This is a genomic window from Citrobacter sp. CK202 (assembly GCF_030333225.1).
Taxonomy (GTDB): Bacteria; Pseudomonadota; Gammaproteobacteria; order Enterobacterales; family Enterobacteriaceae; genus Citrobacter_B; species Citrobacter_B koseri.
This window is the reverse complement of the sequence record NZ_JAOWGI010000028.1, coordinates 266,841-287,535: the sequence shown is the minus strand read 5'-3', so window position 1 is coordinate 287,535 and position 20,695 is coordinate 266,841. Positions and strand designations below refer to the sequence as shown.

Below are 20,695 nucleotides of genomic sequence, written 5' to 3'. Positions count from 1 at the left end.
ACACTGTGACGCAATTAACTTGTGATTGAGTATCACCTGAGATATACGGAAGTAATAGTGAATAGATAAAATGAATTGTTCCGGGTTTCAATGAGACTTCTCAACCGTTTAAAACAATATCAACGTCTCTGGCAGCCCTCGGCCGGAGAACCTCAGTCGGTCACCGTTGGGGAACTGGCGGAGCGCTGTTTTTGTAGCGAACGCCACATCCGTACGCTACTACGCCAGGCGCAGGAAGCCGGCTGGTTAACATGGGAGGCGCAATCCGGGCGGGGTAAGCGCGGTAAACTGCAATTTCTGGTCACGCCGGAGTCACTGCGCAATACCATGATGGAACAAGCGCTGGAAAAAGGTCAGCAGCTTAATGTGCTGGAGCTGGCACAGCTGGCGCCAGGCGAACTGCGTACCATGCTGCAACCGTTTATGGGCGGGCAGTGGCAAAACGACACGCCGACCCTGCGTATTCCCTACTATCGTCCGCTGGACCCGTTGCATCCGGGATTTCTGCCCGGTCGCGCAGAACAGCATCTTGCGGGACAAATTTTCTCCGGCCTCACCCGCTTTGACAACGCCAGCCAGCGCCCCTGCGGGGATTTAGCACATCACTGGGATATCTCCGCCGACGGTATGCGCTGGGATTTTTATATTCGCTCTACCCTGCACTGGCATAATGGCGATACGGTAGAAACTGCGCAGCTGCACGCGCGCCTGCTGATGCTGCTTGACCTGCCAGCCCTCAATAAATTGTTTATCAGCGTCAAGCGTATTGAAGTCACCCATCCGCAATGCCTGACGTTCATTCTCCATCGCCCTGATTACTGGCTGGCGCACCGTCTGGCAAGCTACTGTAGCCACCTGGCGCACCCGCATCAGCCGCTGTCAGGCACCGGACCTTTTCGGCTGACGTTATTTACGCCAGAGCTGGTACGCCTGGAAAGCCACGACAATTATCACCTTTGCCACCCACTGCTAAAGGCGATTGAATACTGGATCACGCCTCAGCTTTTTGACCAGGATTTAGGCACCAGTTGCCGTCATCCGGTACAGATTGCCATCGGCAACCCTGAGGAGCTGGCCTCACTTAGCCAGGTGAGCAGCGGTATTAGCCTGGGATTTTGCTACCTGACGCTTAAAAAAGGCTCGAAACTCAGCCTGCAACAGGCGCGTCGCCTGGTAGACATCATTCATCATACGTCGTTATTACAGACGCTGCCGGTAGATGAAAATCTGATCACGCCCAGCAACGCGCTGCTGCCAGGCTGGGTAATGCCGCAATGGAAGGGGCTGGAATCCGTTGAATTACCGAAAAAACTGACGCTGGTCTATCACCTTCCCGTTGAATTGCACACCATGGCGGAGCAACTCCAGCAATATCTGGCAACGCTCGGCTGTGAATTAACGTTGATTTTCCACAACGCGAAAAACTGGGATAACTGCCCTTCGCTGGCAAAAGCGGATCTCATGATGGGCGACAGGCTGATTGGCGAAGCGCCGGAATATACGCTTGAGCAGTGGCTACGCTGCGATCAACTCTGGCCGCATGTGCTGGATGCCCCTGCTTTCGCCCATCTTCAGGCCACGCTGGATGCCTTACAAACGCAGCCCGGTGAAGACGACCGCTATACTGCGTTACAACAGGTATTCACGAGTCTGATGAATGACGCCACGCTTACGCCGCTTTTTAACTATCACTACCGTATTAGCGCGCCGCCGGGCGTCAATGGCGTTCAACTCAATCCACGCGGCTGGTTTGAGTTTGAGAAAGCATGGCTTCCGCCGCCGCGCGGTGAAGAAGCTGGTCGCGGCCATCCGCAGGCGCTACCATAGCGTTTTTCGTTTTTGTCAGGATAAGTTATGAAACGTGCCGTCGTTGTATTCAGTGGAGGCCAGGACTCCACAACCTGTCTGGCGCAAGCGCTGCATCAGTATGATGAAGTGCACTGCGTCACCTTTGATTATGGTCAGCGCCATCGCGCTGAGATTGATGTTGCACGTAATCTGGCCTTAAAACTCGGCGCGCGTGCGCATAAGGTGCTGGACGTAACGCTACTGAGCGAACTGGCGGTCAGTAGCCTGACGCGCGATAACATTCCCGTACCGGACTATGAACCGGATGCCGACGGTATTCCGAATACGTTTGTCCCTGGGCGTAATATTCTGTTTCTGACTCTGGCGGCGATTTACGCTTATCAGGTGAAAGCCGAAGCGGTGATCACCGGCGTTTGCGAGACAGATTTCTCCGGCTACCCGGACTGCCGCGATGAGTTTGTCAAAGCGCTGAATCATGCCGTCACCCTGGGTATGGCGAAGGATATTCGCTTTGAAACCCCGCTGATGTGGATTGATAAAGCCGAAACCTGGGCACTCGCTGATTACTGGGGCAAGCTGGATCTGGTGCGCGAAGAGACGCTGACCTGTTATAACGGCATCAAAGGTGACGGTTGTGGGCAGTGCGCCGCCTGTAATCTGCGCGCCAACGGCCTGAACCATTATCTGGCGGATAAACCGGCAGTGATGGCGGCAATGAAGCAGAAAACAGGGTTAAAGTGATCGTTTTGCCGGATGGCGGTGCACGCACCTTATCCGGCCTGGCGACATTCACCGTGGTCAATGTCGCCCGCAGGCCTGATAAGCGAAGCGCCATCAGGCAACTTTCCGTTACTTCACCATCTGCTCCAGTTTCTCGCGTAACTCACCTTCCAGCGGCAATGCTTTCTGCGTTTTCAAATCAATACAGACAAAAGTAATCTGCGCGTCCACCACAACTTGCCCTTCCGGCTCAAGCGTAATGACCTGGCTTAAAATGCCGCTCTTCCCGTTTAACTGCTGCACCTGACTGGTGACGGTCAGCAGATCGCTCAGCACGGCGGGGCGACGGTAGTTAATATTAATATTCACCACCACAAAAGCGATGTTGCGGGCCGTCATCCATTGAAAGCTGTCACTGTTTTCCAGCCCATCCCAGCGTGCTTCTTCAAGAAACTCAAGATAGCGGGCATTATTAACGTGCTGATAAACATCAAGGTGATAACCACGGACTTTGATTTGTGTTTGCATAGCGCAATAACCTTACGTTGTTGTTATAGGAACAGAGGCCATAACTGGTATGACCTCATTATCCTGGCAAACTTTTGCCACAGTGCAAGTTATTACAGCGTCAGCACCGCCAGATTGCGTTCCACCAGCGAACTCCCCATCCCCGGAACCTGCTTTAAATCATCCACCGTTTTAAACGGCCCATACTCTTCCCGATAGTTGACTATCGCCTGCGCTTTTTTCAGCCCGACGCCATTCATCACCCGCGCCAGATCTTCCGCTGAAGCCGTGTTGATACTGACCCTCGCGCCTTCATCATCGCTGGCCTTTTCAGGTACGGAGGCTTTAGTCTGCGCGGATGCAGACGAATCCGCCTTTGTTTGTACCGCCTGATTTTTCTCTACCGTTCCGGCAGCCAGCGCGTTGTGCGTCATGCCTGCGCAGGCCAGAGTCATCGTGACCAGCAGTGCGTTGATTCCATGTTTCATACTGTTTTCTCCTTGTGTGTTAACAGTGGCATCACGATAGCGGGGCGGAGAAAGGCAAACAAATAGCAAATATCAGAAATGGAAAAGGCCGCGAAGGCGGCCTTTGAGGGTTACAACTTTTTGCAGTTTTTTGCGAAGCGTCTCGGTGATTACTGCTGTTCCAGCGCATCGCCGACTTTGATTTTCGCCGCTTTACGCAGGTTACTCATCAGCGCTTCAAAGGTAATCTGCGCGTTATTCTGGGTAATACCCTGAACCATCGCTTTTTTCTGCTCTTCCGGCATAGAGCCCGCTTTCACGTCGTCCAGCGCCAGCAGCACAACGTTGCCCTGCATATCGTTAGCGACGCCATAGCTCGGCTTATCTTTCTCTGGCAGACCCAGCGCAAACGCAGCCTGGCTTACCGGGTCCTGCCCGGTACGGCTCAGCGTTTTCGCTTCGCCAAAGCTCAGACCGGCCTCTTTCATCGCTTCTGCTCCTTTACCCGCTTTCAGCTCAACCAGCAGTTTGTCAGCATCCAGTTTTGCCTGCTGCTCTGCTTTGTTGTGCTTAACGAGCGCAGCCACCTGCTCTTTCACGTCAGCCAGAGGCTTAACCGCTTCAGGTTTATGCTCGCTGATGCGCAGCACGAATGCGCGGTCGCCATCCACGGTGATGATATCGGAGTTGCTGCCCGGCGTACCGTTCTCGCCAACCAGACCACCGTTGAAGATAGCATCGGCAACCGGTTTAAAATTCAGCTCTTCTGGCAGGTTGTCATGGCTGAACCAGCCGGTTTCAACTGCTTTCACGCCAGCGGCCTGTTCAGCGCCCGCCAGAGATTCGGTATCGTTGCTCGCCGCATCGCTGACTTTTTGTTGCAGCGCGTAATAGGCATCCAGCGCTTTTTCCTGCTTCACTTTCGCGGCAATGTCATCACGCGCTTCGCTCAGCGGTTTCACTTTCGCAGGCTGAACATCATCCAGACGCGCAACCAGGAAGCCAACAGAGGATTTAATCACGCCAGACAGCTGGCCTTTTTCTTTCAGGCCGGCATTTTTCAGTTCGTCCGGCGTGGTGGCGTCTTCCAGCCAGCCCATATCGCCGCCGTTGCGCGCAGAGATAATGTCTGCGGATTTCTCTTTCGCCAGCGCGGCAAAATCACCGCCTTTGTTCAGCGCGTCCAGCACCGCTTTCGCTTCATCTTCCGTTTTGGTCTGAATGACGCTGTAACGGTTACGCTGCGGCTGGGTGAACTGATCCTGATGCTGGTCATAGTAAGACTGGATATCCGCATCGTTGACCGTTTCCTGCATAGCAGCCGCATCCAGCTTGATGTAGCTCACGCGGAACTGCTCCGGGGTCATAAAGCGGTTCTTGTTCTGCTCGTAGTAGCTGGACACTTCCTGATCGGTAGCCTGCTGCTTCGCAGCCAGTGCGTTCACGTCAATCGTCGCTTCACGCACCACACGCTGCTGCGCGACTAACGCCGCCAGCTCGTCCGTTTCACCTTTCAGCATGAAATCAGTACCGGCAACGCCAGCAATCAGTTGCTGGGTGGTGAGCTGGTTACGCAATGCCTGAGCATACTGATCGGCTGTCATCCCCATCTGATTCACAATCGCGTTGTAGCGGTTGTTATCAAATTTGCCGTCAACCTGGAAAGCCGCCGTTGAAAAGATGGCCTGCTTAACCTGTTCGTCGCTGATGCTGAGTTTAAGCTCATGCGCGTATTGATCCAGCAAGGCTTCATCGATAAGACGATTCAGTACCTGCTGACGCAGCGTTTTCATGTAGCCTTCATTCGCCGCCAGTTCAGAATACTGATCGCCCAGTTGCTGCTGCATACGATTACGTTCGCTGTTAAACGCATTCTCAAACTGCGAGCGGCTGATTTCCTGGTCATTCACTTTTGCGGCGTAGTTATTGCTTCCGCCAATCAGGTAACCACTCACGCCGGTCAAAATGAACGACACGATAATGATACCGAAAATAATCTTGAGCACGAGACTGTTAGCAGCCGTGCGTAAGCTGTCCATCATGGTGTAACCACACTCCGCTGTAGGTGACTGTTTTGCGTATTCATACTTCACGCAGCATAGCGTTTTCTGAACGCTGCGCGGAAAGCTGTATTGTGACAAGAAACCGGGGTAATTGTCAGCCCACAACCAGCATAAACTCAAATAAAGTAGTACTGGACAAATAAAAAAGGCACATCAGATGATGCGCCCTTGTACTTTGTCACATCCCCAGGGGGAGAAGCTCTTAGTTTACCGCGTCTTTCAGCGCTTTACCTGCACGGAAACCCGGCACTTTAGCGGCAGCGATGGTGATCTCTTTACCTGTTTGCGGGTTGCGACCAGTACGGGCAGCACGCTCTTTAACAGCAAAAGTACCAAAACCTACCAGCGCTACATCATCACCTTCTTTCAGTGATTCAGTGACAGAAGCAATAATTGCATCTAACGCACGTCCAGCCGCAGCCTTAGAGATATCAGCCCCTGCAGCAATTTTGTCGATCAGTTGAGATTTATTCACTCTTCTCTTCCTCTTTTATAATTTATATCGCACCGGAATCCTTCAAAGTGCGACCGCGCAGCAGTTATATCAGGCCTGCCATGCCCTTACAACACCCGTTAATGATGGCAAGCCCGATCCGTCATCTAAATTAGCTATACAAAAAAAGGCTGGCAAGCACGAAATGCCCTGCCAGCCCTGTTTTTCTTAGCGCTATTTGCGCGAGGTCACTATTTTGCGGTGACAACCTGTATGCCGGACGGCTCATTTTGCAACGCAAGAGTCAGAACTTCCTCAATGCGTTTCACCGGATGAATGTCCAGATCGGCAATAACGTTGTCTGGAATCTCTTCCAGATCGCGTTTATTCTCAAACGGAATTAACACGGTTTTGATCCCGCCACGGTGCGCCGCCAGCAGTTTCTCTTTCAGGCCGCCGATAGGCAGTACCTGGCCTCGCAGGGTAATTTCCCCGGTCATCGCCACATCAGCGCGAACAGGATTACCCGTCAGGCAGGAGACCAGCGCGGTACACATCGCAATACCGGCGCTCGGGCCGTCTTTCGGCGTCGCCCCTTCCGGTACGTGAACGTGGATGTCACGTTTTTCGTAAAAGTCTGGATTAATACCCAGTTTTTCCGCACGCGCACGCACCACGGTCAGCGCAGCCTGAATAGATTCCTGCATAACCTCACCGAGAGAACCGGTGTAAGTCAGTTTGCCTTTACCCGGCACACAGGCGGTTTCGATGGTCAGCAGGTCGCCGCCCACTTCCGTCCATGCCAGACCCGTTACCTGACCCACACGGTTTTCGTTGTCCGCACGGCCATAGTCAAAGCGCTGTACGCCGAGATAGTCATGCAGGTTATCGCCATCGATCACAATGTGTTTCAGCGACTTATCCAGCAGCAGCTGTTTCACGGCTTTGCGGCACAGTTTGGAGATTTCACGCTCCAGGCTACGCACGCCCGCTTCACGGGTGTAGTAACGGATAATGCCGATAATGGCGCTATCCTCAACCGTCAGCTCGCCTTTCTTCAGCGCGTTACGCTCGATCTGTTTCGGCAGCAGGTGCTGTTTAGCAATGTTCAGCTTCTCGTCTTCGGTATAACCGGACAGACGAATCACTTCCATACGATCCAGCAGTGGCGCCGGAATGTTCATGGAGTTGGAGGTGGCAACGAACATCACGTCGCTGAGATCGTAATCCACTTCCAGGTAGTGATCGCTGAACGCCACGTTCTGCTCAGGGTCCAGCACCTCAAGCAGCGCAGAGGCCGGATCGCCACGCATGTCGGAAGACATTTTGTCGATCTCATCGAGCAGGAACAGCGGGTTTTTAACGCCCACTTTGGCCATTTTCTGGATCAGTTTACCCGGCATAGAGCCGATATATGTCCGGCGGTGGCCGCGGATTTCTGCTTCATCACGCACGCCGCCGAGCGCCATACGGATATATTTACGCCCGGTCGCTTTGGCGATGGACTGGCCCAGAGAGGTTTTACCTACCCCCGGCGGCCCAACCAGACACAGGATCGGCCCTTTGATTTTGTTTACACGGCTTTGTACCGCGAGATATTCAAGGATGCGATCTTTCACACGCTCCAGACCGTAATGGTCTGTGTCGAGAATTTCCTGTGCCTGACGCAGGTCTTTTTTGACCTTGCTACGCGCGTTCCACGGCACCTGCACCATCCAGTCGATGTAGCCGCGTACAACCGTCGCTTCCGCCGACATCGGAGACATCATTTTCAGCTTCTGCAATTCTGCTTCCGCTTTCTCTTTTGCCTCTTTCGGCATTTTTGCCGCATCGATTTTACGCTTCAGCGCTTCGTTTTCATCCGGCGCGTCGTCCATCTCGCCCAGTTCTTTCTGAATGGCTTTCATTTGCTCATTCAGATAGTACTCACGCTGAGATTTCTCCATCTGCTTTTTAACGCGGTTGCGAATACGCTTCTCAACCTGCAACAGATCGATTTCAGATTCCATCATCGCCATCAGATATTCCAGACGTTCGTTAACGTCGGACATCTCCAGCACGGACTGCTTATCCGCCAGTTTCAGCGGCATATGGGCAGCGATGGTGTCCGCCAGACGCGCAGGATCGTCAATGCTATTGAGCGACGTCAGCACTTCCGGTGGAATTTTTTTGTTCAGCTTGATGTAGCCTTCGAACTGACTGATGGCAGTGCGCACCAGCACTTCCTGCTCGCGCTCATCAATCGCTGGCGATTCAAGGTATTCCGCCTTAGCGGAAAAGTGTTCGCCGTTATCTGACAGCGCAGAAATACGCGCGCGCTGCAACCCCTCAACCAGCACTTTGACAGTACCGTCAGGCAGTTTCAGCATTTGCAAAATTGAGGCCACGGTCCCGACGGTGAAAAGATCGTTTACACCCGGCTCATCCGTTGATGCTTCTTTCTGGGCGACCAGCATGATTTTTTTATCATGGTCCATAGCCGCTTCCAGACAACGGATAGATTTTTCCCGCCCTACAAATAAGGGTATGACCATGTGCGGATAAACCACCACATCGCGCAACGGCAATACGGGGATTTCAATGCGTTCAGAACGCTCAGGATTCATAGAGCTCTCTCTTAGTTTAGTGTCCGCCAGGTAATCAGACTGCGCGACTGTGCTTCACGCAGCCATTAACATGTATGTCAGTATATGGGGATGTTTCCCACACATTCAACGCCATGTTTACGGAAAAATAAAAGGGGGGATAAAATCCCCCCTTTTTCGTTAACTGATTGTATGAGTTGGTTAATTATTCACCAGATGCCTGCTGCGCTTCCGGCTTGCCGTAAATCAGCAACGGCTTGCTCTGACCGCCGATGACGGACTCGTCGATAACCACTTTTTCGACGTCTTCCATAGAAGGCAGATCGTACATGGTATCAAGCAGCGCCGCTTCAACGATGGAACGCAGACCACGGGCGCCGGTTTTACGCGCCATCGCTTTCTTCGCGATAGCATCCAGCGCTTCGTCACGAAATTCCAGATCGACGCCTTCCAGGTTAAACAGCGCCTGATACTGTTTGGTCAGGGCGTTTTTCGGCTCTTTCAGGATCTGGATCAGCGCTTCTTCACTCAGCTCATTCAGCGTCGCCACAACCGGCAGACGACCAATGAACTCAGGAATCAGACCAAATTTGATCAGATCTTCCGGCTCAACCTGCGCCAGCAGTTCGCCTTCGCTGGCCTTGTCGGATTTCGCTTTAACCGTTGCGCCAAAACCAATGCCGGAGCCGGTTTCAACACGGTTAGCAATCACTTTATCCAGACCGGCGAACGCGCCGCCACAGATAAACAGGATCTTAGAGGTATCAACCTGCAAGAACTCCTGCTGCGGATGCTTGCGTCCTCCCTGCGGCGGAACGGCGGCAACCGTCCCTTCGATCAGTTTCAACAGCGCCTGCTGTACGCCTTCACCGGAAACGTCACGGGTAATGGACGGGTTGTCAGACTTACGGGAAATCTTGTCGATTTCATCGATGTAGACAATACCGCGCTGCGCTTTCTGCACATCATAATCGCATTTTTGCAACAGCTTCTGAATGATGTTCTCAACATCTTCGCCCACATAACCGGCTTCGGTCAGGGTGGTGGCATCCGCCATGGTGAACGGTACGTCCAGCAGGCGCGCCAGCGTTTCGGCCAGCAGCGTTTTACCGGAACCGGTCGGCCCGATCAGCAGAATGTTACTTTTGCCCAACTCAACGCCATTGCTGGTGTCGCCGTTGCGCAGACGTTTGTAGTGGTTGTATACCGCGACCGCCAGCACTTTTTTCGCCTGCTCCTGGCCGATAACATAATCGTCCAGATGGTTGCGAATTTCATGTGGCGTCGGCAGCGCACTGCGTTCACGGTGCGGTGCCACTTCCTTAATCTCTTCGCGAATGATGTCGTTACATAGATCAACACATTCGTCGCAGATATACACGGATGGACCGGCAATCAGCTTGCGCACTTCATGCTGGCTTTTGCCGCAAAAAGAGCAGTACAACAATTTGCCCGAGCCATCTTTGCGTTTATCTGTCATGAGTCAAAACCTCTTCTTTGTTCTTTGTGCCGCACACGACGACGCAAATGCCATTCTCAGGCGCAAGTCGCTTGTCAGCGTTGTGCCGCCCCTGGATAGTATTATAGCGGCACACCTGCGCCCTGGGCATCAATTACGATGGGTCAAAATCGAGTCGACCAGACCGTACTCCACCGCTTCAGACGCGGAGAGGAAGCGGTCGCGCTCGGTATCACGTTCAATCTGCTCAAGAGACTGACCCGTATGGTGCGCCATAAGTTCATTCATGCGCCCTTTCACCTTCAGGATTTCACGGGCATGAATTTCAATATCTGTCGCCTGGCCCTGATAACCGCCGAGAGGCTGGTGAATCATGACGCGAGAGTTAGGCAGGCAGAAACGTTTGCCTTTTGCGCCAGCAGTCAGCAGGAACGCGCCCATAGAAGCCGCCTGGCCCATACAAATCGTGCTAACGTCCGGCTTAATAAACTGCATGGTGTCGTAGATAGACATCCCTGCGGTAATAACTCCGCCTGGGGAGTTAATGTACAGGTAGATATCTTTTTCCGGGTTTTCCGCTTCCAGGAACAGCATCTGCGCCACAATCAGGTTAGCCATATGGTCTTCGACCTGGCCGGTCAGAAAAATGACACGTTCCTTAAGTAGACGAGAATAGATATCAAAAGAGCGCTCACCACGTGAGGTCTGTTCAATGACCATCGGCACCAGCGCCATATGGGGTGCAAAGTTATCTCGTTCGCCGCTGTATGACATTTCCGTCTCCTGGATAAAAATTGAAAAAACCTGCTGTACCGATTGTAACCTTATGGACGGATTATCAGCTAGTCCCTCTGTTATGGGTACGGCATCGCCATAATTCAAGCATAACAATCTTTTGTTGTAACGCTAACACTGAAACGCTGTTTTCGCACTCTTCCATGCAAAATGCGTGACAAAAAAAAGCCCGCCACCTGGAGGTGACGGGCTCTTGTGCGAATTTCGTGCTAATTAAGCGACGAATTACGCCTGCTGGTTCATCAGTTCGTTGAAGGAAGTGGCTTTTTCAGTCACTTTCGCTTTCGCCAGAACGGCTTCAACAGCCTGCTCTTCCAGAGCGACGTTACGCATGTTGTCCATCAGCTCTTTGTTTTTGCTGTAGAACTCAATAACTTCTTTCGGATCTTCGTACGCAGAAGCCATCTCTTCGATCAGACCTTTAACGCGCTCTTCGTCAGCTTTCAGTTCCTGAGTGCGAATCACTTCGCCCAGCAGCAGGCCGACAACAACGCGACGCTTAGCCTGTTCTTCGAACAGTTCACGCGGCAGTTCCAGCGCTTGTTTCTCGTTGCCGCCGAAACGCTGTGCAGCCTGACGACGCAGAACGTCAACTTCGCTGTCGATCAGCGCAGATGGAACGTCGATGTCGTTCGCTTTCACCAGGCCTTCAATCGCCTGAGACTTCACGCGGTTACGCACAGCGCCTTTCAGCTCGCGTTCCATGTTTTTACGCACTTCAGTACGCAGACCAGCAACAGAACCATCTTCAACGCCGAAACGCTTGATGAATTCTTCGGTCAGTTCCGGCAGTTCGCGCTCTTCAACTTTCTTCAGGTTGATAGCGAATTTAGCGGCTTTACCTTTCAGGTTTTCAGCGTGATATTCTTCCGGGAAGGTCACGTCGATAGTGAACTCTTCGCCTGCTTTATGACCTTTAATACCGTCTTCAAAGCCCGGGATCATACGACCCTGGCCCATCGCCAGTACGAAGTCAGACGCTTTGCCGCCTTCGAACTCTTCACCGTCAACAGAACCGGTGAAGTCGATGGTTACACGGTCTTCTGCATCAGCAGCGCCGTCTTTGTCTTTCCAGGTTGCCTGCTGTTTACGCAGGGTGTCCAGCATCACGTCAACATCGGCGTCGGTCACTTCAACAACCGGTTTTTCAACTTCGATGGATTCCAGACCGGTCAGTTCAACTTCCGGGTAGACTTCAAATTCTACAGCGTAGGTGAAGTCTTCGCCCAGTTTGTATTCGCTCGGAACATAGTTCGGTGCGCCAGCCGGGTTGATTTTTTCTTTGATGATCGCGTCAACGAAGTTACGGCTCATCAGGTCACCCAGAACATCCTGGCGAACAGAAGCGCCATAACGCTGAGCAACAACATTCATCGGTACTTTGCCCTTGCGGAAGCCGTCAATACGCACTTTCTTCGCTACGTTGACCAGCTCGCTTTTCACAGCGGTCTCGATGCTGTCAGCAGCGATAGTAATCGTTACACGGCGGCCAAGGCCTTGAGTGGTTTCAACTGAAACTTGCATCTTGTTACCTCAAAAAATCACAGTGCTCGGTCAACTCTACTCCGCAAGCACAGGTTGTTGGCTTCGCGGAACCGGGATGTTCTCATAATCAATCACATTCCCTGTCGTCAGAATCATCCCGAAGACATTCCGAAAAATAAGACGCCGCATTATAGCGGCATCACTTTTATGAGTCGAGAACGGTTATCGCGCGTTGCTGCGGCTTTTTTCACAATTCCCGGCTAATTTTGGTCTGAATACTGTACATCTCGCTCAAAATTCAGACAAAACAAAACGGCCCGCAGGCCGTTTTCACATAATCTGTAGCAACATACTGGAAAAGCGCCAACAGTTGCAAATGCGTTTTTCTACGCGATGCTTCCTGCGCCACGGCAAGGAGGCGATGCGAAGATCGTATCCTGCAATCCTTCCCACTCCTTAATGGTATAGGTATGCAGGGCCAGCGCATGTACGGTTGTGGAGAGTTCTGCCGTTAACGTACCGTAAATCATCCGGTGGCGATTAAGAAAACGTTCGCCAGTGAAGCGATCGCTGACCAGCACAACCTTAAAGTGGCTCTCAGAGCCTGCCGGAACATTGTGACGATAGCTTTCATCCACAACTTCGAGGAACACGGGTTCGAACGCTGCCCTTAATTTTTCTTCTATTTGCTCACGTATCATCATGAAATATCTCCTCCGACAACGCTGAGATGTCACCCATCCCTTTAAATACTAGCCGCTTTTACCGTTTACATTACATCATGACAACAAAAATTTAGCGTTCGTCTGATATTTTCATTCAAACGTATGAAGTTTACTGACTTATCCATTCATTTGGTTGCGAAAACCCGAAGTAAGGTGTACCGAGGGTCAGAAAACAGACAACGCGATGAATTTACATGCGTTGACCACTTCCCCTCGCCGTTGGCAATGTTATGATGGCGGGAATTTTTATCTATCACGCTTAAGAGTCACTGAGAGCCCGAACATGTTAAAGAAAATCCTCTTTCCATTAATTGCTCTGGTTATGCTGGCAGGGTGCGCAACACCGCCGACAACCATTGACGTATCGCCGAAAATCACACTGCCGCAACAAGATCCAAGCCTGATGGGCGTTACTGTGAGCATCAACGGCGCCGACCAGCGTCAGGATCAGGCGCTGGCGAAAGTTACGCGTAATAACCAACTGGTTACTCTGACCGCTTCCCGCGATCTGCGCTTCCTGCTGCAAGAAGTGCTGGAAAAACAGATGACCGCACGCGGTTATATGGTGGGACCGAACGGCGCTGTTAACCTGCAAATCATCGTAAATCAGCTGTATGCCGATGTATCTCAGGGTAACGTTCGCTACAACATCGCCACCAAAGCGGATATCGCCATCATCGCGACGGCGGCAAACGGCAACAAGATGACGAAAAACTACCGTGCGAGCTACTCTGTTGAAGGCGCATTCCAGGCGTCCAACCAGAATATCGCCAACGCGGTTAACAGCGTCCTGACCGACACCATCGCTGATATGTCTCAGGACACCAGCATTCACGAATTCATTAAGCAGAACGCACGTTAATTTCTGTCCAGATGGCCCGGCGCTTGTCGGGCCTGTAGATGCCCATGCCCAACCAATATTTACGTATTTTTCAGCAACCGCGTTCAGCTATCCTGTTGATTCTGGGGTTTGCATCAGGTTTACCCCTCGCGCTCACCTCCGGCACGCTACAGGCCTGGATGACCGTTGAGAATATCGATCTCAAAACCATTGGTTTCTTCTCTCTGGTGGGCCAGGCCTACGTCTTTAAATTCCTCTGGTCTCCGGTCATGGACCGTTACACGCCGCCTTTTTTAGGTCGTCGTCGCGGCTGGCTGGTCACCACGCAGATTCTGCTGCTGCTCGCCATTGCGGCGATGGGTTTTCTGGAACCCGGCACGCAGCTGCGCTGGATGGCGGCGCTGGCGGTTATCATCGCCTTCTGTTCCGCATCTCAGGACATTGTCTTTGACGCGTGGAAAACGGATGTTCTGCCTGCGGAAGAACGCGGCACCGGAGCGGCGATTAGCGTACTGGGCTATCGGCTAGGAATGCTGGTCTCCGGTGGTCTGGCGCTGTGGCTGGCGGATCGCTGGCTCGGCTGGCAGGGGATGTACTGGCTGATGGCGGCGCTGCTTGTGCCCTGTATTATCGCCACGCTCCTGGCCCCTGAACCTGAAGATTCCATTCCAGTGCCTAAAACGCTGGAACAGGCGGTTGCCGCCCCGCTGCGCGACTTTTTTGGCCGCAACAACGCCTGGCTGATCTTGTTGTTAATCGTGCTGTATAAGCTGGGCGACGCGTTCGCCATGAGCCTGACCACCACCTTTTTGATTCGCGGCGTTGGTTTTGATGCCGGTGAAGTCGGCGTGGTCAATAAAACGCTAGGACTGCTGGCGACGATTGTCGGCGCGCTGTACGGCGGCATCCTGATGCAGCGCCTTTCCCTTTTCCGCGCGCTGCTGATTTTCGGCATTCTGCAAGGCGTTTCCAACGCCGGTTACTGGCTGCTTTCCGTGACGAACAAACATATGTTCAGCATGGCCGCAGCGGTCTTCTTCGAGAACCTGTGCGGCGGGATGGGAACGGCGGCCTTTGTCGCATTGTTAATGACGCTGTGCAACAAATCGTTTTCCGCCACCCAGTTTGCCCTGCTCTCCGCGCTCTCTGCGGTGGGACGCGTGTATGTCGGCCCCGTTGCCGGATGGTTTGTCGAAGCGCATGGCTGGCCCACGTTTTATCTCTTCTCCGTCGCAGCGGCCGTGCCTGGCCTTCTGCTTCTGCTGGTTTGTCGTCAAACCCTTGAACACAGTTGGGAAAGCGAAAGCTTCATCCCCCGTACGGAATTTCGCGGGGCGTATGGTCTGGCGCTGCTGACGCTAATGATCGGTTGCGGCCTGCTGGCGGTATGGCTATTGCTGCTGACGATGAACGCCGTGGACTACACTCGCTTCTCCTTCCTGCCCGAACTGCTTGAGGCGGGGGTCATGGTGGCGATATGCGGCATTTTGTTCGGCGGGGTGCTGGATTATCTGGCGCTACGCAAAACACGTCTTGTGTAAGTGGGCAACGTTATTTGCCGTTGTAATAACAGAGCGAAATTATAACGGCTAAATAAGCAGCAGTTGCGAAAAATAATATTTGTTGTTTTGTGCGCAATAGCATCTGGAAATTATTGACGCCTTTTATAGATTTTATTTTCCTTACTCGATTCAGCCAATATAGTTTTATTTTTTGTTTTTCATTTGTCTCTTTGTTGATAATTAATTGTTAAACAATTGTTTTAATTTCGCATTAGTTATACCAATTACCCTGTAAGCCCTGCTTTCCTGCCCTCTTTCGTTATAACGTGATGTTGCAACAGGTTCTTAAAGTCAACGCGACATATCCTGCAACATATGTGACATGCCCGGCAGAACCCAGTAACACAGATCCAATCATGTTTACAGTAATGTAACCTTCCCGTAAAATGCCCACACACTTTAAACGCCACCAGGTCCCGTGGAATTGAGGTCGTTAAATGAGACTCAGGAAATACAATAAAAGTTTGGGATGGTTGTCATTAATTGCAGGCACTGCATTACTCAGTGGCTGTAATTCTGCACTTCTTGACCCCAAAGGACAGATTGGACTGGAACAACGTTCACTGATACTGACGGCTTTTGGCCTGATGTTGATTGTCGTTATTCCCGCCATCTTGATGGCTGTTGGTTTCGCCTGGAAGTACCGTGCGAGCAATAAAGATGCGAAGTACAGCCCGAACTGGTCACACTCCAATAAAGTGGAAGCTGTGGTCTGGACGGTGCCGATTCTGATCATCATTTTCCTTGCTGTACTTACCTGGAAAACCACTCACGCTCTTGAGCCAAGCAAGCCGCTGGCGCATGACGAGAAGCCCATTACCATCGAAGTGGTTTCCATGGACTGGAAATGGTTCTTCATCTACCCGGAACAGGGCATTGCAACCGTGAATGAAATCGCCTTCCCGGCGAACACTCCGGTTTATTTCAAAGTGACCTCCAACTCCGTGATGAACTCCTTCTTTATCCCGCGTCTGGGTAGCCAGATTTATGCCATGGCTGGTATGCAGACTCGACTGCATCTGATTGCCAACGAAGCCGGTACCTATGATGGTATTTCCGCAAGCTATAGCGGCCCTGGTTTCTCCGGTATGAAGTTCAAAGCTATCGCCACGCCGGACCGCGCCACATTCGACCAGTGGGTTGCTAAAGCTAAACAGTCACCGAACACCATGAGCGACATGGCTGCGTTCGAGAAAGTGGCTGCGCCAAGCGAATACAACCAGGTGGAATATTTCTCCAACGTGAAACCGGATTTGTTTAAAGACGTCATTAACAAATTTATGGCTCACGGTAAGAGCATGGACATGACCCAACCGGAAGGTGAGCACAGCTCGCATGAAGGCATGGAAGGCATGGACATGAGCCACGCGGAATCCGCTCACTAAGGGGCCGAGGAAGAAAACGATGTTCGGAAAATTGACACTGGATGCAGTCCCGTTCCATGAACCTATCGTCATGGTTACGATCGCTGCCATTATCGTCGGGGGTCTGGCGCTTTTAGCCTTGATCACTTACTTCGGTAAGTGGACCTACCTATGGAAAGAGTGGCTTACTTCGGTTGACCACAAGCGTCTTGGCATCATGTATGTCATCGTCGCAATTGTTATGTTGATACGCGGCTTTGCCGACGCCATCATGATGCGTAGCCAGCAGGCGCTGGCCTCTGCGGGCGAAGCGGGCTTCCTGCCGCCGCATCACTACGATCAGATCTTCACCGCTCACGGCGTGATCATGATCTTCTTCGTGGCAATGCCATTCGTTATCGGTCTGATGAACCTGGTGGTTCCGTTGCAGATCGGCGCGCGTGACGTTGCGTTCCCGTTCCTGAACAACCTGAGCTTCTGGTTCACCGTTGTCGGCGTTATCCTGGTTAACCTGTCTCTGGGCGTTGGTGAGTTCGCACAGACCGGCTGGCTGGCTTATCCGCCGCTCTCGGGAATAGAGTACAGTCCGAGTGTCGGGGTCGATTACTGGATCTGGAGTCTCCAGCTATCCGGTATCGGTACGACGCTGACAGGTATCAACTTCTTCGTGACGATTCTGAAGATGCGTGCGCCGGGCATGACCATGTTCAAGATGCCGGTATTTACCTGGGCATCGCTGTGCGCGAACATCCTGATTATCGCCTCCTTCCCAATTCTGACTGTCACCATCGCGCTGCTGACCCTGGATCGCTATCTGGGCACCCATTTCTTTACCAACGATATGGGCGGCAACATGATGATGTACATCAACCTGATTTGGGCCTGGGGCCACCCGGAAGTGTACATCCTGGTTCTGCCGGTCTTCGGGGTGTTCTCCGAAATCGCTGCAACCTTCTCGCGTAAACGCCTGTTTGGTTACACCTCGCTGGTTTGGGCGACCGTGTGTATCACCGTTCTGTCGTTCATCGTTTGGCTGCACCACTTCTTCACCATGGGTGCGGGCGCGAACGTAAACGCCTTCTTCGGTATTACCACGATGATTATCGCAATCCCGACCGGGGTTAAGATCTTCAACTGGCTGTTCACCATGTACCAGGGGCGTATCGTCTTCCACTCAGCGATGCTGTGGACGATCGGCTTTATCGTGACCTTCTCGGTCGGCGGTATGACTGGCGTTCTGCTGGCGGTTCCGGGCGCGGACTTCGTTCTGCACAACAGCCTGTTCCTGATTGCGCACTTCCATAACGTTATCATCGGCGGTGTGGTCTTCGGGTGCTTCGCCGGTATGACCTACTGGTGGCCGAAAGCGTTCGGCTTCACGCTGAACGAGACCTGGGGTAAACGCGCATTCTGGTTCTGGATCATCGGCTTCTTCGTGGCGTTTATGCCGCTGTACGTGCTGGGCTTCATGGGGATGACCCGTCGTCTCAGCCAGCAGATTGACCCGCAGTTCCATCCAATGCTGCTGATTGCCGCCTGTGGCGCCGCGCTGATTGCACTGGGCATCCTGTGCCAGCTGATTCAGATCTTCGTTTCTATTCGCGACCGCGAGCAGAACCGCGACCTGACCGGCGACCCGTGGGGCGCGCGTACGCTGGAGTGGGCAACCTCTTCTCCGCCTCCGTTCTATAACTTTGCCGTTGTGCCGCACGTTCACGAGCGTGATGCCTTCTGGGAAATGAAAGAAAAAGGCGAAGCGTACAAACAGCCTGCGCATTATGAAGAAATTCATATGCCGAAAAACAGCGGTGCGGGCATCGTTATCGCCGCCTTCTCCACTATTTTTGGTTTCGCCATGATCTGGCATATCTGGTGGCTGGCGATTGCAAGCTTCGCAGGCATGATCATCAGCTGGATTGTTAAGAGCTTTGACGAGGACGTGGACTACTACGTACCAGTCCCGGAAGTCGAAAAACTGGAAAACCAGCATTTCGATGAGATTTCTAAGGCAGGGCTGAAAAATGGCAACTGATACTTTAGCGCAAACGCACGCGACTGCCCACGCGCACGAACACGGGCACCACGATGCAGGCCAGACCAAAATCTTCGGATTTTGGATCTACCTGATGAGCGACTGCATTCTGTTCTCTATTCTGTTCGCAACCTATGCCGTTCTGGTGAACGGCACCGCAGGCGGCCCGACAGGTAAGGACATTTTTGAACTGCCGTTCGTTCTGGTTGAAACTTTCCTGCTGTTGTTCAGCTCCATCACCTACGGCATGGCGGCTATCGCCATGCACAAGGATAACAAGAGCCAGGTTGTCTCCTGGCTGGCGTTGACCTTCTTGTTCGGTGCCGGATTTATCGGGATGGAAATCTACGAATTCCATCACCTGATTGTTGAAGGCATGGGCCCGGATCGCAGCGGCTTCCTGTCTGCGTTCTTCGCGCTGGTCGGTACGCACGGTCTGCACGTCACCTCCGGTCTTATCTGGATGGCGGTGCTGATGGTGCAGATCGCCCGTCGCGGCCTGACCAGCACTAACCGTACCCGCATCATGTGCCTGAGCCTGTTCTGGCACTTCCTGGATGTGGTGTGGATCTGTGTGTTCACTGTTGTTTATCTGATGGGGGCGATGTAATGAGTCATTCTACCGATCACAGCGGCGCGTCCCACGGCAGCGTAAAAACCTACATGACAGGTTTTATTCTGTCGATCATCCTGACGGTCATTCCGTTCTGGATGGTGATGACGGGTACAGGTTCCCCGGCCGTGATTCTGGGGACTATCCTGGCGATGGCAGTGGTGCAGATTCTGGTGCATCTGGTGTGCTTCCTGCACATGAATACGAAATCTGACGAAGGCTGGAACATGACGGCCTTTGTCTTTACCGTGCTGATCATTGCCATTCTGGTGGTGGGCTCCATCTGGATTATGTGGAACCTGAACTACAATATGATGATGCACTAAGAGCGGCGGTTATGATGTTTAAGCAATACCTGCAAGTAACGAAACCAGGCATCATCTTTGGCAACCTGATCTCGGTGATTGGGGGATTCCTGCTGGCTTCTAAAGGCAGCATCAACTATCCCCTGTTTATCTATACGCTGGTCGGGGTGTCACTGGTTGTGGCGTCGGGTTGTGTATTTAACAACTACATCGACAGGGATATCGACAGGAAGATGGAAAGGACCAAGAATCGGGTGCTGGTCAAAGGCCTGATTTCTCCTGCTGTCTCGCTGGTGTACGCCACCTTGCTGGGTATTGCTGGCTTTATGCTGCTATGGTTTGGCGCGAATCCTCTGGCCTGCTGGCTGGGGGTGATGGGCTTCGTGGTGTATGTCGGCATTTATAGTCTGTACATGAAACGCCACTCCGTTTACGGCACGCTGATTGGTTCTCTCTCCGGTGCTGCGCCGCCGGTGATTGGCTACTGCGCCGTAACGGGCGAGTTCGACAGCGGCGCGCTGATTCTGCTGGCGATCTTTAGCCTGTGGCAGATGCCGCACTCTTACGCCATCGCGATTTTCCGCTTCAAGGATTATCAGGCTGCCAACATTCCGGTTCTGCCGGTGGTGAAAGGCATCTCGGTGGCGAAGAACCATATCACGCTGTACATCATCGCCTTTGCCGTTGCGACGCTGATGCTCTCTCTGGGCGGCTATGCCGGATATAAATATCTGGTGGTCGCGGCAGCCGTGAGCGTCTGGTGGCTCGGTATGGCCCTGCGCGGTTACAAAGTGGAAGATGACAAAGTCTGGGCGCGTAAGCTGTTCGGCTTTTCCATCATCGCCATCACTGCGTTAAGCGTGATGATGTCCGTCGACTTTATGGTGCCGGACTCACACAGCCTGCTGGCTTCGGTCTGGTAACACCCGC

Annotated in this window: 18 protein-coding genes; 9 read left to right on the top strand and 9 right to left on the bottom strand. The window is 52.7% G+C overall.

Annotated features, from left to right (window positions below; genetic code table 11):
* The first annotated feature begins 90 nt into the window (after nucleotides 1-90).
* Both OGX84_RS17435 and queC read left to right on the top strand, forming a co-directional pair.
* Entirely contained in the window at nucleotides 91-1,827 is a 1,737-nt protein-coding gene (locus tag OGX84_RS17435; protein ID WP_115626436.1) for an SgrR family transcriptional regulator, read from the top strand.
* A 27-nt stretch (nucleotides 1,828-1,854) separates the two neighbouring features.
* The gene (queC, locus tag OGX84_RS17430; RefSeq protein WP_049008410.1) at nucleotides 1,855-2,550 is read left to right on the top strand and encodes a 7-cyano-7-deazaguanine synthase QueC; all 696 of its coding nucleotides are present in this window, start codon (nucleotides 1,855-1,857) and stop codon (nucleotides 2,548-2,550) included.
* Nucleotides 2,551-2,658: 108 nt separating this feature from the next.
* Here queC and fadM read toward each other — a convergent pair whose 3' ends face one another.
* From fadM to bolA, 9 genes are all read right to left on the bottom strand, one after another.
* Nucleotides 2,659-3,057 (bottom strand): long-chain acyl-CoA thioesterase FadM, encoded by a 399-nt coding sequence (gene fadM / locus OGX84_RS17425; protein ID WP_012133539.1) that lies wholly within the window; start codon nucleotides 3,055-3,057, stop codon nucleotides 2,659-2,661.
* 92 nt (nucleotides 3,058-3,149) lie between these two features.
* Complete coding sequence (locus OGX84_RS17420; RefSeq protein WP_112002125.1) at nucleotides 3,150-3,524, bottom strand: helix-hairpin-helix domain-containing protein; 375 nt, start codon at nucleotides 3,522-3,524, stop codon at nucleotides 3,150-3,152.
* 149 nt (nucleotides 3,525-3,673) lie between these two features.
* Nucleotides 3,674-5,545, bottom strand: coding sequence for a peptidylprolyl isomerase (gene ppiD / locus OGX84_RS17415; RefSeq protein ID WP_112002124.1), 1,872 nt, complete (start codon nucleotides 5,543-5,545; stop codon nucleotides 3,674-3,676).
* Between the two features lie 223 nt (nucleotides 5,546-5,768).
* Complete coding sequence (gene hupB / locus OGX84_RS17410) at nucleotides 5,769-6,041, bottom strand: nucleoid-associated protein HU-beta (protein WP_003021629.1); 273 nt, start codon at nucleotides 6,039-6,041, stop codon at nucleotides 5,769-5,771.
* 209 nt (nucleotides 6,042-6,250) lie between these two features.
* A complete protein-coding gene (gene lon, locus OGX84_RS17405) occupies nucleotides 6,251-8,605 on the bottom strand; it encodes an endopeptidase La (RefSeq protein WP_012133542.1) in 2,355 nt (784 codons plus the stop codon).
* Between the two features lie 184 nt (nucleotides 8,606-8,789).
* Complete coding sequence (gene clpX, locus OGX84_RS17400; RefSeq protein WP_012133543.1) at nucleotides 8,790-10,064, bottom strand: ATP-dependent protease ATP-binding subunit ClpX; 1,275 nt, start codon at nucleotides 10,062-10,064, stop codon at nucleotides 8,790-8,792.
* A gap of 129 nt (nucleotides 10,065-10,193) precedes the next feature.
* Nucleotides 10,194-10,817 carry an ATP-dependent Clp endopeptidase proteolytic subunit ClpP gene (gene clpP / locus OGX84_RS17395; protein WP_003021624.1) on the bottom strand — a complete coding sequence of 208 codons (624 nt, stop codon included), beginning with the start codon at nucleotides 10,815-10,817 and terminating at the stop codon, nucleotides 10,194-10,196.
* Nucleotides 10,818-11,063: 246 nt separating this feature from the next.
* Nucleotides 11,064-12,362, bottom strand: a complete 1,299-nt coding sequence (gene tig / locus OGX84_RS17390) for a trigger factor (RefSeq protein ID WP_112002123.1) — start codon at nucleotides 12,360-12,362, stop codon at nucleotides 11,064-11,066.
* Between the two features lie 347 nt (nucleotides 12,363-12,709).
* Nucleotides 12,710-13,027, bottom strand: a complete 318-nt coding sequence (gene bolA, locus OGX84_RS17385; protein ID WP_012133546.1) for a transcriptional regulator BolA — start codon at nucleotides 13,025-13,027, stop codon at nucleotides 12,710-12,712.
* A gap of 304 nt (nucleotides 13,028-13,331) precedes the next feature.
* On the opposite strand from bolA, the gene OGX84_RS17380 reads away from it, so the two are divergent.
* The 7 genes from OGX84_RS17380 (at nucleotide 13,332) to cyoE (ending at nucleotide 20,688) form a co-directional block, all read left to right on the top strand.
* A complete protein-coding gene (locus OGX84_RS17380) occupies nucleotides 13,332-13,910 on the top strand; it encodes a lipoprotein (protein WP_012133548.1) in 579 nt (192 codons plus the stop codon).
* 44 nt (nucleotides 13,911-13,954) lie between these two features.
* Nucleotides 13,955-15,430, top strand: a complete 1,476-nt coding sequence (gene ampG / locus OGX84_RS17375; RefSeq protein ID WP_286458232.1) for a muropeptide MFS transporter AmpG — start codon at nucleotides 13,955-13,957, stop codon at nucleotides 15,428-15,430.
* Nucleotides 15,431-15,888: 458 nt separating this feature from the next.
* On the top strand, nucleotides 15,889-16,836 hold the full coding sequence (cyoA, locus tag OGX84_RS17370; RefSeq protein WP_012133550.1) for a cytochrome o ubiquinol oxidase subunit II: 948 nt from the start codon (nucleotides 15,889-15,891) through the stop codon (nucleotides 16,834-16,836).
* A 19-nt stretch (nucleotides 16,837-16,855) separates the two neighbouring features.
* Complete coding sequence (gene cyoB / locus OGX84_RS17365) at nucleotides 16,856-18,847, top strand: cytochrome o ubiquinol oxidase subunit I (RefSeq protein WP_012133551.1); 1,992 nt, start codon at nucleotides 16,856-16,858, stop codon at nucleotides 18,845-18,847.
* The gene (locus OGX84_RS17360; RefSeq protein WP_012133552.1) at nucleotides 18,837-19,457 is read left to right on the top strand and encodes a cytochrome o ubiquinol oxidase subunit III; all 621 of its coding nucleotides are present in this window, start codon (nucleotides 18,837-18,839) and stop codon (nucleotides 19,455-19,457) included. Before cyoB ends, OGX84_RS17360 begins: the two co-directional genes overlap by 11 nt.
* On the top strand, nucleotides 19,457-19,786 hold the full coding sequence (locus OGX84_RS17355) for a cytochrome o ubiquinol oxidase subunit IV (protein WP_012133553.1): 330 nt from the start codon (nucleotides 19,457-19,459) through the stop codon (nucleotides 19,784-19,786). Before OGX84_RS17360 ends, OGX84_RS17355 begins: the two co-directional genes overlap by 1 nt.
* An 11-nt stretch (nucleotides 19,787-19,797) precedes the next feature.
* Nucleotides 19,798-20,688 carry a heme o synthase gene (gene cyoE, locus OGX84_RS17350; RefSeq protein ID WP_012133554.1) on the top strand — a complete coding sequence of 297 codons (891 nt, stop codon included), beginning with the start codon at nucleotides 19,798-19,800 and terminating at the stop codon, nucleotides 20,686-20,688.
* The last annotated feature ends 7 nt before the right edge of the window (nucleotides 20,689-20,695 follow it).

What these genes read in the sequence shown, in the direction of transcription:
- bolA (WP_012133546.1), bottom strand. Translation starts at nt 13,027, where the DNA reads ATGATGATACGTGAGCAAATAGAAGAAAAATTAAGGGCAGCGTTCGAA.
- OGX84_RS17355 (WP_012133553.1), top strand. Translation starts at nt 19,457, where the DNA reads ATGAGTCATTCTACCGATCACAGCGGCGCGTCCCACGGCAGCGTAAAA.
- OGX84_RS17435 (WP_115626436.1), top strand. Translation starts at nt 91, where the DNA reads ATGAGACTTCTCAACCGTTTAAAACAATATCAACGTCTCTGGCAGCCC.
- cyoA (WP_012133550.1), top strand. Translation starts at nt 15,889, where the DNA reads ATGAGACTCAGGAAATACAATAAAAGTTTGGGATGGTTGTCATTAATT.
- ampG (WP_286458232.1), top strand. Translation starts at nt 13,955, where the DNA reads ATGCCCAACCAATATTTACGTATTTTTCAGCAACCGCGTTCAGCTATC.
- clpX (WP_012133543.1), bottom strand. Translation starts at nt 10,064, where the DNA reads ATGACAGATAAACGCAAAGATGGCTCGGGCAAATTGTTGTACTGCTCT.
- queC (WP_049008410.1), top strand. Translation starts at nt 1,855, where the DNA reads ATGAAACGTGCCGTCGTTGTATTCAGTGGAGGCCAGGACTCCACAACC.
- clpP (WP_003021624.1), bottom strand. Translation starts at nt 10,817, where the DNA reads ATGTCATACAGCGGCGAACGAGATAACTTTGCACCCCATATGGCGCTG.
- ppiD (WP_112002124.1), bottom strand. Translation starts at nt 5,545, where the DNA reads ATGATGGACAGCTTACGCACGGCTGCTAACAGTCTCGTGCTCAAGATT.
- lon (WP_012133542.1), bottom strand. Translation starts at nt 8,605, where the DNA reads ATGAATCCTGAGCGTTCTGAACGCATTGAAATCCCCGTATTGCCGTTG.
- tig (WP_112002123.1), bottom strand. Translation starts at nt 12,362, where the DNA reads ATGCAAGTTTCAGTTGAAACCACTCAAGGCCTTGGCCGCCGTGTAACG.
- fadM (WP_012133539.1), bottom strand. Translation starts at nt 3,057, where the DNA reads ATGCAAACACAAATCAAAGTCCGTGGTTATCACCTTGATGTTTATCAG.
- cyoE (WP_012133554.1), top strand. Translation starts at nt 19,798, where the DNA reads ATGATGTTTAAGCAATACCTGCAAGTAACGAAACCAGGCATCATCTTT.
- cyoB (WP_012133551.1), top strand. Translation starts at nt 16,856, where the DNA reads ATGTTCGGAAAATTGACACTGGATGCAGTCCCGTTCCATGAACCTATC.
- OGX84_RS17380 (WP_012133548.1), top strand. Translation starts at nt 13,332, where the DNA reads ATGTTAAAGAAAATCCTCTTTCCATTAATTGCTCTGGTTATGCTGGCA.
- OGX84_RS17360 (WP_012133552.1), top strand. Translation starts at nt 18,837, where the DNA reads ATGGCAACTGATACTTTAGCGCAAACGCACGCGACTGCCCACGCGCAC.
- OGX84_RS17420 (WP_112002125.1), bottom strand. Translation starts at nt 3,524, where the DNA reads ATGAAACATGGAATCAACGCACTGCTGGTCACGATGACTCTGGCCTGC.